Origin of the sequence: Peptoniphilus senegalensis JC140 (assembly GCF_000321025.1) — a bacterium.
GTDB classification, from domain to species: Bacteria; Bacillota; Clostridia; order Tissierellales; family Peptoniphilaceae; genus Peptoniphilus_A; species Peptoniphilus_A senegalensis.
This window is the reverse complement of the sequence record NZ_HE610718.1, coordinates 489,756-502,879: the sequence shown is the minus strand read 5'-3', so window position 1 is coordinate 502,879 and position 13,124 is coordinate 489,756. Positions and strand designations below refer to the sequence as shown.

General features: G+C 31.0%; 23 protein-coding genes. 14 read left to right on the top strand and 9 right to left on the bottom strand.

Annotation, left to right across the window (positions count from 1 at the left end; translation table 11 throughout):
* Window positions 1–11 precede the first annotated feature (11 nt).
* From PTSHG_RS06800 to PTSHG_RS06775, 6 genes are all read right to left on the bottom strand, one after another.
* Window positions 12–890 carry an AAA family ATPase gene (locus tag PTSHG_RS06800; RefSeq protein WP_019108143.1) on the bottom strand — a complete coding sequence of 293 codons (879 nt, stop codon included), beginning with the start codon at window positions 888–890 and terminating at the stop codon, window positions 12–14.
* 16 nt (window positions 891–906) lie between these two features.
* Window positions 907–1,227, bottom strand: a complete 321-nt coding sequence (locus PTSHG_RS06795; RefSeq protein ID WP_019108142.1) for a CC/Se motif containing family — start codon at window positions 1,225–1,227, stop codon at window positions 907–909.
* Between the two features lie 56 nt (window positions 1,228–1,283).
* Window positions 1,284–2,738: a carbon starvation CstA family protein gene (locus PTSHG_RS06790; RefSeq protein ID WP_019108141.1), complete on the bottom strand. Its 1,455-nt coding sequence runs from the start codon at window positions 2,736–2,738 to the stop codon at window positions 1,284–1,286.
* Window positions 2,739–3,208: 470 nt separating this feature from the next.
* On the bottom strand, window positions 3,209–4,396 hold the full coding sequence (locus PTSHG_RS06785; protein WP_019108140.1) for a tyrosine-type recombinase/integrase: 1,188 nt from the start codon (window positions 4,394–4,396) through the stop codon (window positions 3,209–3,211).
* Window positions 4,397–4,505: 109 nt separating this feature from the next.
* A complete protein-coding gene (locus PTSHG_RS06780) occupies window positions 4,506–4,967 on the bottom strand; it encodes a hypothetical protein (RefSeq protein ID WP_148498684.1) in 462 nt (153 codons plus the stop codon).
* A gap of 19 nt (window positions 4,968–4,986) precedes the next feature.
* Window positions 4,987–5,628 (bottom strand): LexA family protein, encoded by a 642-nt coding sequence (locus tag PTSHG_RS06775; protein WP_019108138.1) that lies wholly within the window; start codon window positions 5,626–5,628, stop codon window positions 4,987–4,989.
* Window positions 5,629–5,784: 156 nt separating this feature from the next.
* Between PTSHG_RS06775 and PTSHG_RS06770 the strand changes: the two genes are divergently transcribed.
* A complete protein-coding gene (locus tag PTSHG_RS06770) occupies window positions 5,785–5,991 on the top strand; it encodes a helix-turn-helix domain-containing protein (protein WP_019108137.1) in 207 nt (68 codons plus the stop codon).
* A 31-nt stretch (window positions 5,992–6,022) separates the two neighbouring features.
* On the top strand, window positions 6,023–6,223 hold the full coding sequence (locus tag PTSHG_RS06765; RefSeq protein WP_019108136.1) for a hypothetical protein: 201 nt from the start codon (window positions 6,023–6,025) through the stop codon (window positions 6,221–6,223).
* Here PTSHG_RS06765 and PTSHG_RS06760 read toward each other — a convergent pair.
* Complete coding sequence (locus PTSHG_RS06760) at window positions 6,214–6,606, bottom strand: DUF2513 domain-containing protein (protein ID WP_019108135.1); 393 nt, start codon at window positions 6,604–6,606, stop codon at window positions 6,214–6,216. The genes PTSHG_RS06765 and PTSHG_RS06760 overlap by 10 nt on opposite strands.
* Window positions 6,607–6,658: 52 nt before the next feature.
* On the opposite strand from PTSHG_RS06760, the gene PTSHG_RS09905 reads away from it, so the two are divergent.
* Together PTSHG_RS09905 and PTSHG_RS06755 are read left to right on the top strand one after the other, a co-directional pair.
* Window positions 6,659–6,805 (top strand): hypothetical protein, encoded by a 147-nt coding sequence (locus tag PTSHG_RS09905; RefSeq protein WP_162137626.1) that lies wholly within the window; start codon window positions 6,659–6,661, stop codon window positions 6,803–6,805.
* A 44-nt stretch (window positions 6,806–6,849) separates the two neighbouring features.
* Entirely contained in the window at window positions 6,850–7,422 is a 573-nt protein-coding gene (locus PTSHG_RS06755) for a macro domain-containing protein (protein ID WP_019108134.1), read from the top strand.
* On the opposite strand, the gene PTSHG_RS06750 is transcribed toward PTSHG_RS06755, so the two are convergent.
* Complete coding sequence (locus PTSHG_RS06750) at window positions 7,415–7,963, bottom strand: DUF2441 domain-containing protein (protein WP_019108133.1); 549 nt, start codon at window positions 7,961–7,963, stop codon at window positions 7,415–7,417. The genes PTSHG_RS06755 and PTSHG_RS06750 overlap by 8 nt on opposite strands.
* A 198-nt stretch (window positions 7,964–8,161) precedes the next feature.
* Window positions 8,162–8,563, bottom strand: a complete 402-nt coding sequence (locus PTSHG_RS06740; RefSeq protein WP_019108131.1) for a hypothetical protein — start codon at window positions 8,561–8,563, stop codon at window positions 8,162–8,164.
* Between the two features lie 59 nt (window positions 8,564–8,622).
* Here PTSHG_RS06740 and PTSHG_RS06735 point away from each other — a divergent pair, with 59 nt between their 5' ends.
* From PTSHG_RS06735 to PTSHG_RS06690, 10 genes are read left to right on the top strand one after another with little or no spacing between them, the layout of a single operon-like run.
* Window positions 8,623–8,811 carry a helix-turn-helix domain-containing protein gene (locus PTSHG_RS06735; RefSeq protein WP_019108130.1) on the top strand — a complete coding sequence of 63 codons (189 nt, stop codon included), beginning with the start codon at window positions 8,623–8,625 and terminating at the stop codon, window positions 8,809–8,811.
* Window positions 8,812–8,824: 13 nt separating this feature from the next.
* Window positions 8,825–9,004: a hypothetical protein gene (locus PTSHG_RS06730; RefSeq protein WP_019108129.1), complete on the top strand. Its 180-nt coding sequence runs from the start codon at window positions 8,825–8,827 to the stop codon at window positions 9,002–9,004.
* Between the two features lie 5 nt (window positions 9,005–9,009).
* A complete protein-coding gene (locus tag PTSHG_RS09825; RefSeq protein WP_019108128.1) occupies window positions 9,010–9,168 on the top strand; it encodes a hypothetical protein in 159 nt (52 codons plus the stop codon).
* Window positions 9,165–9,422, top strand: a complete 258-nt coding sequence (locus PTSHG_RS06720) for a hypothetical protein (protein WP_019108127.1) — start codon at window positions 9,165–9,167, stop codon at window positions 9,420–9,422. Before PTSHG_RS09825 ends, PTSHG_RS06720 begins: the two co-directional genes overlap by 4 nt.
* Before the next feature lie 48 nt (window positions 9,423–9,470).
* On the top strand, window positions 9,471–9,701 hold the full coding sequence (locus PTSHG_RS06715) for a hypothetical protein (RefSeq protein WP_019108126.1): 231 nt from the start codon (window positions 9,471–9,473) through the stop codon (window positions 9,699–9,701).
* A complete protein-coding gene (locus PTSHG_RS06710; protein ID WP_019108125.1) occupies window positions 9,698–11,539 on the top strand; it encodes an AAA family ATPase in 1,842 nt (613 codons plus the stop codon). Before PTSHG_RS06715 ends, PTSHG_RS06710 begins: the two co-directional genes overlap by 4 nt.
* The gene (locus tag PTSHG_RS06705; RefSeq protein WP_019108124.1) at window positions 11,536–11,763 is read left to right on the top strand and encodes a hypothetical protein; all 228 of its coding nucleotides are present in this window, start codon (window positions 11,536–11,538) and stop codon (window positions 11,761–11,763) included. The genes PTSHG_RS06710 and PTSHG_RS06705 overlap by 4 nt, the downstream gene beginning before the upstream one ends.
* On the top strand, window positions 11,735–12,031 hold the full coding sequence (locus PTSHG_RS06700; protein WP_019108123.1) for a hypothetical protein: 297 nt from the start codon (window positions 11,735–11,737) through the stop codon (window positions 12,029–12,031). Before PTSHG_RS06705 ends, PTSHG_RS06700 begins: the two co-directional genes overlap by 29 nt.
* Window positions 12,028–12,321 carry a hypothetical protein gene (locus tag PTSHG_RS06695; RefSeq protein ID WP_019108122.1) on the top strand — a complete coding sequence of 98 codons (294 nt, stop codon included), beginning with the start codon at window positions 12,028–12,030 and terminating at the stop codon, window positions 12,319–12,321. The genes PTSHG_RS06700 and PTSHG_RS06695 overlap by 4 nt, the downstream gene beginning before the upstream one ends.
* Window positions 12,321–13,124 carry a phage-derived integrase/recombinase RecT gene (locus PTSHG_RS06690; protein ID WP_019108121.1) on the top strand — a complete coding sequence of 268 codons (804 nt, stop codon included), beginning with the start codon at window positions 12,321–12,323 and terminating at the stop codon, window positions 13,122–13,124. Before PTSHG_RS06695 ends, PTSHG_RS06690 begins: the two co-directional genes overlap by 1 nt.

The following is a 13,124-nucleotide window of genomic DNA, read 5'->3' as shown; positions in this document are numbered from 1 at the left end:
AGTAAATCAAATCACTCTGTAAAAATATCTCGGTAAAATAAATTATCTTCAAATCTAGTTTTTATTAAGTCCTTTAAAATTTCTTCTTCGTAGGGATCAAATAGTTTATTTGCAATTGTAAGTTCAAGAGCAGAACTTAGACTTAAATCTTCTTTAACAAGATCAATTGCATCGAAAATTCCTCTAAGGTCGGGTGCGTTTCTTGAAATTTCTCCTGCATCTGCCTTTAGTTTTAAATCGTAAAAGAAAAAGGCAATATTTCCCACATATTCATCCTTCATCTTTGGATATTCTTTTTTAATAAGTTCAACAAGTCTCTCACGAGAGATTAAGGGCATTTTTATAATTACAAAACGAGAAAGAAGAGCCTCGTTTAATTCTCTTGTTCCTTCATAACCATAGTTCATTGTGGCGATAAATCTTGTTGCAGGATGAAGTTTTATGATGTCATAACCTGGAATGTCAATTATTCTTCTGTAGTCGAGTATTGAGTGCAGCACTGCCATGGCTTCGTTTTTTGCCATATTAATTTCATCTAGGACTACAAAACCACCGCAGTTTGCAGCCTTTGTAATAGGACCTTCACGAAAGATGACATTTCCATTTTTAAGAGTATCGTCGCCAATTAGTACAGAGCTGTCAATATTTATGTGAAAGGACAAATTCCAAAGAGGTCTTTTGAAGAGGTAGGCTAGATTTTCTGCCAATACATTTTTTCCAGTGGATTTGTCGCCAACTAAGAGGATATTTTTTCCAGCCAAGATTGCAGAGGTTGCTTCTCTTAGAATTTCGTCGCCAGAGTAAAAGAAGTGGGGATTTGGTATTCTATTTTGATATTTTTCATCTAATTCATAATTTTCTATAAAATCTTCAATTTTATTATTTTTCATCTAATCACTCATCGATTCACTGGTCAATTGAATTTATTTCGTTTTCCACAAATAATTTTTTAAAATTTCCTATTCCTACAGCAGAAATAATTATCTCGGTGTCTTCACGGCCTTCGAAGTAAAGCTCAATAGTTGGATTATAGAAAATAGATATGCCAGAAATTTCCACTTCTTTGTACCTACTCTTGTCTTCATTTTCTTTCGTACTTATGTCAAAATCAAATGTACCAACACCGCAACAGCAAGCCTTGACATCGACATCAGGATTCACAAAAAGTTTATTAATATTTTTCTTTTTAAGATAGCTTATCGCCTTATCATTTAGTATAAAGTTCATAAAACCTCCATTAAAAAAGAGGTGGCACTTTCCATCCACCTCTTACTTAAAAATAATTAGTCTAAAATTATAGATTGAATTCTACTTTGATTTTTCTTGCCAAGCTTAACAACAAAGAAAGCATATAGTGCTGCTATAATGCCTGCTGCAGGGTAAGCAATTGAGAAAGGCATTCCTAGTCCAAGACCTTTAACATTTATAATAAATGCAAATACTATAAATGTATAGAAAGTACCTGGAATCAAAGTGATAATATAATTTTTGTTGTTGTTGATTAGATAAATACTAGCAACTGCAAGTGCAAATATTGCTACGAATTGGTTTGTGAAACCAAAATATCTCCAAAGGAGGTTAAATCCATTAGGATTTGTCTTTGCAAAGTATAAAATTGCAAAAGCTGGTATAAATAATACAGCAGAAAGTCCTGCTCTCTTTGCTCCAGATCTTTGGTCAATCTTTAATTCTTCAGAAATTATAAGTCTAAGAGATCTAAATGCAGTATCACCAGAAGTGATAGGAAGTGCAATAACACCAATAACTGCAAGGAGTCCTCCAACATTACCCATGAAGTATTTAGAAACTTGGCCAACCATAATTGTACCAGGAGTGTCAAGTGCAGCTTGTCCGGAAGAGAAAAGAACTATTGCACCTGCTGCCCAAACCATTGCGATAAAACCTTCAGCAATCATAGTTGAATAGAAAGTTGTTCTTGCTTCTGATTCAGATTTAACAGTTCTAGAAATAAGTGTTACTTGAGAACCGTGGAAACCTGATAAGATACCACAAGCAACTGTGATAAAGAATGATGGGATAAATCTTTGTCCAAGTGGGTGTTCTGCAAGAAGTCCAGCATTTTCAAAAGCAAAGTGTCCTTGACCCTTAACAAATAGTCCGATAAATACTCCAATAGCAGAGATAATAAGGAATGCACCAAAGATTGGATAAATTCTACCAATTAATTTATCAATAGGAAGAATTGTTGAAAGAATGTAGTAAACAAAAATTACTGCATAGATGATCCAAATAACATTTGAATTAGCTCCAACTTTAAGAATATCATTTGCAATTAAGTCTCCAGGAGTATAAACAAAAACTACACCAGTTAAAAGAAGTAAAATTGCAATAACAATATTGTAGAATTTACGAACTCCATCGCCAATATACTTACCAACAAGCTTAGGTACTTGTGATCCACCATTTCTCATTGAAATGAATCCAGTAATGTAATCGTGAACTGCACCTGCAAATACGCAACCGATTGGAATTGCTAGAAAAGCAATAGGTCCAAAAAGAATACCTTGGATAGGTCCAATGATAGGTCCCATACCTGCAATGTTAAGTAGATTGATGAGCCAGTTTTTCTTTTCGCTCATTACTACATAGTCAACTCCATCAGCTTTTCTAACAGCTGGAGTTTCTCTGTCATCAGGTGCCAATTGACTTTCTACATATTTAGAATAGAAAAATCCGCCACCAAGCAATATTATAAGTCCAATAATAAATAGTAACATATAAATCCTCCTTTACTTTTATTATTATTAATTTAATTATAGAACAATAAATTAATAAATACAAGTCATAAAAATTAAAGAATATCAAGCTAACAATCGTTTGCAGGAAAAGATAAAATATTTTACAAAAGTAATTAAATTATATATATTTTCCTTTTTAAAATTAATATTTGTAAATTTATAGTTGGATAGTTATAAAAAACTTATAGAAAAGGAAATGTCTTGAAGAAGTAATTGTTAGGATAATATCTTAGAAAAATTATATTTTTAATAAAGATTAAAATAAAAAGCTATTGGGAGATCTTTTTTCCAACATAAAGTCAAAAAAGCAAAAAAAAAGAAAGCTTTCGCCTTCATAATAAAAAAATGGTCGGGGTGAGAGGAAGTAACACCAAAGTTTTTATAATGGCTTACTTCCAACACTTACAATTATTATTTTTTCAAAAGTTGGTAACGAGTTGGCAACAAAATTAATTATACATTGCATCCAAAACAGCTGCAGCTTTTTCTTTTTCTTCATCCATAACATGAACATAAATATTCAATGTAGTTTTATAGTCAGAATGGCCCATTAGTTTTTGCACAGTCTTTATATCAACATCAGCTTCAAAAAGTCTAGTAGCGTAAGAGTGACGGATGGAATGTAATGGTCTAGGTTCAATTCCTATTTTTCTACAAATAGCTTGTAGCCTTCTATTTGCACGCTTTTCTTCTATTGGTTTTAAAAGAGCATCAGAAAATATAAATGCATCATCAGTAAAAGGAACACCAAGCCTTAGGTGCTTTTCATAAGAATTAATTTTTATTTTTTGTATAAGATTATCAGCCACTTTTGGCAATACAATAGTTCTAAAAGAACTTTCAGTTTTTAGATCCTGAGGAGAATTTTTATTTAAAGTTTTTGAGCCATCTTTTTCAAATTTATAAGATCTAACTAATTGCTGAGCTATAGTTAGAGTTCCATCAGAATAATTTTCCCAGCGAAGTCCACGGATTTCATTTCTTCTAAGACCAGTGAAGAAATCAATATATAACATTTGTTCAACAGGATCTTCAAGATCTAAATTATTTATTATAAGTTTTTGCTCATCAGCAGAAAATATTCTATATTTGCCGGTATTTTCAACTTTTTTCTTTTTAGGAACTTTTACATAATCAGCAGGGTTATTAGGGAAGATACCAAGAACAATGGTATAGTCTAAGAAGTTTTTAATTAAGATTAAAGTACTTTTAACAGTATTAATTGATGTTTTTTCATCATCAGCTAATAAATTTATAAAATTTTGAAGATTAAGAATAGTTATATCCTTTACTTTTATTTTAGAAAAAGGATAGGGCATAATGTGCCATTTTAAAATGCTTTCATACCTAACTACAGTAGTGCTTTTTATTTCCTTAGTCTTGATATTATAGAGCCAGTAGGACATAAATTCATCAAGGTGACGGTCGCCAGAAGTAGTGAAGCCAGCAATATTAGTTTGAGCTAAGGCCTTTTGCATTTTTTCAATTACATCATATTTTTTGTAGCTAGAGAATGATTTTCTAACTAACTTACCTTCCAAGTCTTGACCTAAAGTAACACGACCGGTCCAATATTTTTTGCCATTACGCATGGAATAAGTAAGACTACCTAAGCCATTTGAATTTTTTTCTTTCATAATTTACTCCTTAAAAAATAAGGACTATGATATAATATAAATGTTGGGGGTTATATCATAATCCTACACTATCCTTGGTATGTTTAGCGGCAGCCAAGGATTTTTTTAATTATAATTCACTAACTTTATAATTTGCTACCTTTACAGTAACAGGGTCAGCCTTTTCATCATTATCCGGATATTGTTTCAAAACTACTTGGTGATCACCAGGTTTTAAAAAGTCTTCAGATAAATCTAATGAAGCTTGACTATCAGAAAGTTGTTCTTTAGTTGCTAATTTACCATCAATGTAAATATAAGATACTAGAGAACCATCAATACCTTCAGTTTCAATTCCAATTTGTAATAGGGAAGTATCTTTTTCAGCCATAACCTCAATAGATTCTTTATCCTTAGTGGATCCACTTTCATTTACCAAGTAAAAATTACCAGATCCCATTTCAGTAACAACTTCAGGTTCAGTTTTAGGTTCAGCTTCTGTTTTAGATTCAGCTGGTTTATTATTTCCACATGCAACTAGAAACATAGCAGCTAATAATACTACTAATAATTTTTTCATCATCATTTTCACCACCTTTCATAATCAATCTTTATTTGCATCTATTAGAATAAACACCGACCATTTGGCCAAGTATCACTATATTTTTATCATCATCTTTTGAATATATAAGTGGTTCATAGTTTTTATTGCAAGGTTGTAAGATAAGCACATCATTAGATTTATTTACCCTTTTTAAAGTAGCTTCTTCATCAATCAAAACAGCAGCTATAGTGCCATTATCTACATCCCTTTGTTTTCTAAAAAACACGAAGTCGCCTTCAAAAATATTAGCTTCTATCATGCTATCGCCCTTTGCTTTTAGGACAAAGTCAGCTTCAGGAAGGTTGGTATCTATCATAAAATATCCATCATAATTTTGATCAGCAAAAATAGGATTACCACAGGAAATAGTTCCAAGGATAGGGATTCTTTTCATCTTTATGGGTGTAATAATACCAGGAATATTTTCAAGAATTGGTTCATTATTTTCATCTTCCCAGCCCATAATAAAAGCAGGAGATACACCGAGTGCTTCAGATATTCTTTCTATTCTATCTGAAGGAATGTTAGTTATTTTGCCACTTTCATATCTTTGCATAGTTGCTCTACTAACATCAGCCTTTTTCCCTAGTTCTTCTAATGTTAAATTGTTTTCAAGTCTTTTTCTTTTTATTCTATTCCCTATATTCATTACTTAACCCCCTTATATATGCTTATAATATCAAAAAATTACTCTTAAAGCAACAAATATTTATTAAAATACAAAATAAATTGCTTGACAAGTAACAAAAACAAAGGTATTATAAAGTTACACAATGAGTAACAAATAATTTTAGGAGGTGGTTTTTTGAATATTAATAAACTAAAGGGATTATTTGTAGAAAAAGGATATACACAACAAGATATAGCTAGAGAACTAGGTATAACACCAAATACACTAAGAAGAAGGATGAAAGACGAAATCTTTAATACAGATGAGATCAATAAATTAATTGAAATCTTAGACATTAAAGAGCCTATGGAAATTTTTTTTGCAAATAAAGTTACGCATTGAGTAACAAGATAACAATAAAGGCAGGTGAGATATGTTAACTATAATTTTAATTCTTTTATTAATAATTGCAGTATTTCAATGGCTTTCTAATAATATGGCTCTCAAAGGGACATTATACCTATTGTCGCTTAAATATGGAGAACAAATTCTTGATGATGTAGATATTAAGGAAAGTATAAAAACGGCAATAGGTAAAACTTTAGAAGATATTTTTTATAAAAATCATAGATAACCAAATTCGTGCTTTATTATTTCTGAAATAACATTAGAAGATATTTGAACCATTGCATCTAAGGATTTAGCCCCAATTTTATTGGCTATTGATTTTGTTTTACCCCAGACATTATCGCTTCGTATGTCTGAGATGTATTTATGTCCCTTAGGAGTTAAGTCGCTGATAGTCGTATATTCTTCTGGAGAAATGCCGACTTCTATTAAGTCAGATTTTTCACATTGATTTATATGGTAGATCATTTCCTCGTAAGAATATTTAGACAGAAGCTTAAAATTATTGGATTCATAATCTGGATTGTTGTAAATCATCATTTTATTGTATCCAGTTTCTTCTTCTACAGTCAGTAATAAGTCACGAATACAGTCGTTATTAAGTTTCAATATAGTCACCTCACTTTCTATGGTGATTATAGCAAATAAAGGATGGTGAGACATGGTAAGTTTTGTAATGACAATTTTAAGTTTAGTAACTTTAGTTTTTAATTTATTAGCAATAAAAAACATCCACGACATATTTAAGAAAGATCAGTTCAATATGTCATGGATAGACAGGGTTTTAAATAGAAATTTCAAAAGATAAAAAAATATGAGGTGATAAGTACTAAAAATAATGGGAGGTTAGATATGAAAATTATATTATGCGATAACAATGAAAACATGATTTATGAATGGAAAAGAGTTTTTTCTAATCACGAAAATATCAATTGTATTTTAGGTGACTATTGCAAGACTGCAGAAAATGAAAACGTAGATGCTTTAGTTAGCCCTGCAAATTCATTTGGGATTATGGACGGAGGTTTAGATCTTTATATTCAAGAGTTTTATTTAAAGAATAACATCAACATTCAAGACTTAGTTCAAGAAGAAATAAAGAGGTTATTTTACGGGATCCAAACTGTAGGGAGTTCAATTTTTATTAAGAATGATTTTATTAATCTTATTCATACACCCACAATGAAGATTCCTGGTCAGATTAACGATCTTAATGCAATTTATTTTGCAACAAGAAACACCATCATCTGTGCTAGAGAAAATGGTGTTAAAAAAATAATTATTCCAGCTTTTGGAGCAGGGATAGGAAATATTAAATATTCAATTGTTGCAAGAATTATGGAAGATGCAATTACAAGTTTAGACTTGAACTATTTTAAAGATTGGAAATATGTAAATTATCTTGTTGATAAAGAATTTATTTAAAAGGTGGATAAATTACATCCTCAACTTTTATTGGTAATGGTAAGAGATATTCCATTCGAGATTTCTTATTGTAAATTTCACCAGTCCAATAATTTTTAGACCAAAGCTCTACTGTAGATATAGATAAATTACCTGCAATTAAATCACGCCAGGTTGCATCAGCTTTAAAAAACTTATCTGATTGAAAGATAGCGATATTGCAGTCTATATCATCGCTTTCATTTCCTGAAAATTCTTTAATCCAAAAGTGAGCTTGATCTATTGAATCACAGGCACAGATTGATTGAAATCTTGAAGGATAGTTTGGGAAATGTTGTTGTCTATATAATTCAAGAAATATTTCTGCTGTAAATGTTGAGTAGTCAGAATTTGAAGGCACTGAATAACTAGTGTAAATATATCCAATTCTACTAAGCTTATTTTGAAATCTATTTTGACAGTAATCAATAATATCTTGGCTAGATTTTGGCGGTAGATTTTCATAATCAATTATTTGGTTTGGTTTTAATAGTTTGGTTCTATCAACATGATAAAAAAGCATTTAATCAACTCCTTATGGAGATTATAGCAAATAGAGGTAGGTGAGATATGAAAAAATTAATCAAAGATTTCTTATTTGATATGGAATTTGAAATAAGCAATTTAATAGAGGATCTATATTCAAATAGAAATAAATGGTGGTACATCATCACATTTAATTTAATAGTACCTTTGATTGTATCAGTAGCGACAACAACCATTATTTTAACAATTTTATTGTGACCAAGCTTGTTATTAAAGCAGTTACAAAAGAAACAATAATTGGAAAAGTTATAGATCTTACTATTTCTTTTAACCAGTAATCCAAAATTTGAGATTTATGGTCTTGTAATTCAGCATAGCCTAGTTCAGTTAGTTCATATATACCAGTATAAGCAAGGTTGCCAAAAGGATCTTCATCATCTTTTTTATTAAGTTCAGAAATGTAAGAACTATTTGATAAAGGGAATCCAGAATTTGAATATTTAACTTTTGACAATTTTTCTATTCTAAATTTAGTTGAATACTTAGATTCAGGAAATTTTTCTAATATTTTATCTATGTGAATTTTATCAAACTGGGACATGTATTTTAGTATTTTGTAGTCTTGTTTTTCTAACATATTTAATCAACTCCTAAGGTTGATTATATCAAAAATTGTTTTAAAGGTAGGTGAATAAAATGGAAGCTTCATTAATGACTGCTAAGGAACTCGCCAAGGAAATACCTATAGGCGAGCACAAAATTAGAAGTATGGCGAAAAAATATCCAGATTTCCCACAAATAAGAAATGGGAATAGGAGATTTTTTATAAAAGAAGAAGTCGAGGATTGGTTGAGAATTTATTCAAGGCAAGGAATAAGACTTTAGAGGGAGGTGAAACATGGGAAGGATAAGACTCAATAAATATAATATCAAGCTAACGATAAGAAGGCTTATAGGGATAGCCATTTTATTTATTCTAGGTTACTGGGCTTTTAGCTTTGTAGTTAAATTAATATTTTACATTTTATATGCAGGAACAAAAATTATAGACGAATTTTTTAAGTATTTGGTGAGGTGATAAGGTTGAAAGATTGTTATTGCCATACTTGCGGCAAAGAATTTAATTCTCTTGGTATTGCAAGACATAGAGCAATGCACAGAGATAAAAAAGAAGATTGTAAAATTACCTTTAAAGACGGGAAAACTCTTAATTATAAATTTAGCAAGGTGGCGAAAAATTGAAAATATTAAGTAAAAATAAATTAGTTATGCAAGTGTTAGTAGGGGAAATTGAGGACGAACAAGACAAGGACGAACTAGACGGAGTAGATAAAATTTGCGTAGGAATGAGTCAGGCTCCAATAATAAATTTTACAGATGGAACTAAAGTAATTTTTAGTTGGGAAGAATTGTGCAAAATGGCAATTGATTTTAAGAAAAAGGAAGATGAAAAGGCAATAAAAAAGCCCTCACACCGACCAAAGCAAGAGGACTAAAAACTTATAAAGATTTGCCTTTATTATAACACAGATAATGGAGGAAGTATGAAAAATTATTTTAAAGAAATAAAGAATATAGAAAACGAGAGAGAAGAACTTATAAGAGAATACAAAGAAGCAGAATATCTATTTTATACAAGCGATAGTATTCACATGAAAAATGAAATGAGATTAAACATGTTAGACATCCAGTCAAAATTAGATGATTTGAAATTTGAAGAAGAACAAGCAAATGAGTGCCTAATGAATATGGTCAATCAGGGGATAATGATATGAGAGTATTTTTAAAAGAACTAGAATTAAAAAACTTCAAGGGCATAGATCACTTAAATATCAAATTTAAGGAAAACACATTAATACTAGGGGCAAATGCCACAGGAAAAACTACAGTATTTGATGCTTTTATATGGCTTCTATTTGGAAAAGACAGCACCAATAAAAAGGACTTTAGCATTAAGGGAATTGAAGCAGATGGAGAAGTACCAAACTGTGACCATATAGTTGCAGGAGTTATAGAAGTTGATGGCCAAGAAGTTTTACTTAAAAAAACATTTAAAGAAAAGTGGACAACAAAAAGGGGCAGCCAAGAAAAAGTATATTCAGGAAACACTACAGAATATGAAATTAATGGCATACCTAAGAAAGAAAAGGACTATCAAGAGTTCATCAATAATATTGCAGATGAGAACATTTTTAAGCTACTAACAAATCCCAAACACTTCAACGAAGTTTTAAGTAAGGATGAAAGAAGAGAAATCTTATTAAAGCTTTGCGAAGGCGAGATTAAGGAAGAGGACATTATAAAAGAAAATCCGGACCTTAAAGAGCTTGATCTAAAAAATTATAGTTTAGACGATTTAGAAGCCATGAATAAGGCGACAGCTAAAAAATTAAAGAAAGAAATTGAGGAACTTCCTGCAAGATTAGATGAACTAAAGAACTCAAAGAAAGAATTTGATTTTGATGTATTAAATTTCAGAAGAGGAGCTATAACAGGCGGCATAAAGCAATTGCAGGAGCAAAAAATTATAGATGATAACAGCAAGGATAAACAAGAAGCTTATGCAAAGATAGCAGAATTACAGAAGAAGAAAATTGCATTAAAAGAAGATGACTTCAACAAAAATAAAAAGATAAAAGAACTTAATAGCAAAGCACAAAAAGATAGGGCAGATGAAGTTCTAAACTTTGATATTAATTGCAATAAGCTAAAGGCTGCAGATGCACAAAATTCAGCCTTACTTAAAAATGTAAGCATAAGAATTGATAAATTAAGGATTGAATACTCTGAAGTAGCAGGCAACAAAGAAATGAATTGTCCTACATGTAATCAGCCATTGCCAGAAGATTTATTCAAAAAGACTAAATCAGAAAAGCTTGAAGAAATAATAAGAAATGGCAATGAACTTAAAGCAGAATTACAGAAGCTACAGGCAGAAAGTGAAAGCATACAAAATAAATTATTAGGAGCCAAAGACGAAAAGGAAAAACTTTTAACATCAGAAATTGAATTAATCCCAGAAATAAAAGAAAATCCGGAAATTGAAGAAATAGAAAGAGAAATCAGGAAGTTAGAAAAGAAGCTTGAAAACAATAAGAAGGTAGACTTTGGAGATATTGATAAAAAGCTAAATGACCTAAATAAGGAACTAGAAGAAATTGATGGCCAGATAGCCTATGAAAAAATCAATAAAGAAATTGACGAAAAGATAAAGACTTACAAGGGCAAAGAAAAAGAAATAGCCAAGAGCTTAGAAAAAACAGAAAAAACACTTTATTTAATAAGCCTATATTCCAAAGCAAGAAGCAAGTTAATTGCAGATGAAGTAAATAAGAAGTTTAAGAATGTGAACTTTAAACTATTTGATACTCAAGTAAATGGGACAGTAGTTGAAACATGCGAAACAACAGTGAATGGAGTTCCTTATCCAGATGTAAATAATGCAGGAAAAATTAATGCAGGATTGGAGATAATAAAGATTTTATCTGAACAATATGACTTCCAGGCACCAATATTTATAGATAATGCCGAAGCAGTAAATAATGTTATTGAGATGCCAGGCCAAACTATAAAGCTAGTAGTTTCAGAAGATAAGAAGCTGGTGATTAAATGAAGGCATTAAAAGCGATTTGGTTCACACCTTGGACTAATCCACTTCCAATTATAGGAATTGTAAAAGGTATAGACGCCTTAGGAAATATAAAGTATTACGTTGGATCAGCTAAGGGGGCTAACGAGGAAGAAGATATGAATTACATTTTAAAATGGGGTGATCCTATATATCCAAAAGTGATGAAGGAGTTTTTCAATGAAAAAGAAGAAAACACCGACATATAACTTAACATGGGGGCAAATCGAAAATATAAAGCTAAAAGCTACAAGCGAAGCTATGGATTTTGCCTTTAGGCAGATGATGCTCCTGCCTTTAATGGTCCTAAGAGATCACTATGGATTTGGAGCCAAAAGGCTTGAAGATTATATAGACCATGTGGCAGATATGCTTGATAGCTATAACAAGGGTTATTTGAATTTAGATGATATAGAGCAAACCTTGGAAGGAGAAACAGGCATAAAAGTTATTAATGGAGATTTTAAAAGAAAATGAAATATCAAAATGTAAGAGAATTAATAAAAAATATAAGCACTTCTAATAATCAAATAATAATAGAAAAATTAGCTTATTTGGATTTAGAAAAGGATGATCCAGATTGTAGTTTTTTAGAGATTACAGTCTTCCTGAAAGGATTCAGAAAGTTGGAGCTTTGCTCTTTGGTAATGGATGAGAGCAAGGTTCGTTTAACTAAGAACGACAATAATTATTTTGAAGAAGATATTAGGACTATAAGAGATAAAACCTATGAATATTTTAAAGAATTTGTAAAGGAGAATTTATAATGACAAATCAAATTGCAAGAAAACCAGTAAACGAAATTAAGAATGTTTTAAGCGTACCAAGTGTAAGAAATCTATTTGACAATGCATTAGCCGACAATGCTGGGGCTTTTGTATCAAGCTTAATAGATTTATATGGCGGAGATAGTTATTTGCAAAACTGCGAGCCTAAGGATGTAGTAATGGAAGCTTTAAAAGCGGCAACATTAAAACTCCCAATAAATAAAAACCTAGGCTTTGGATATGTAGTTCCTTTCAAGAATAAGAATGGGAAATTAGTTCCAACTTTTATTATTGGATACAAGGGTCTTATTCAGCTTGCTATGAGGACTGGACAATATAAGGCAATTAACTCAGGCATCATTTACGAAGGAATGGAAATTAAAGAGGATGTACTAAGGGGCACACTAGAAATTAAGGGATCTAAACAAAGTGAAAAGATAAAGGGCTATTTTGCATACTTCCAATTAATTAATGGATTTGAAAAAGCTTTATATATGGATGTAGAAGAAGCTGCAGATTGGGGCAGAAAATATAGCAAGTCTTTTGCTAAAGGACCCTGGACAACAGAATTTGATGCACAGGCACAAAAGACTTGTTTGCGAAGATTATTGAGTAAATACGGAGTTCTTTCAACAGAAATGCAAAGGCTAGAAAAAACTGAAGAGGATGTAGACATTGCAGTTGGAACTATTGAAAACAACGCAGTAGAAGAATTAAACATTCCAAGTTCTCAAGCAGATTATATTGTAGATGAAGAGACTGGCGAAATACTTGATGACGAAGAAATAGTAGCACCATTTTAA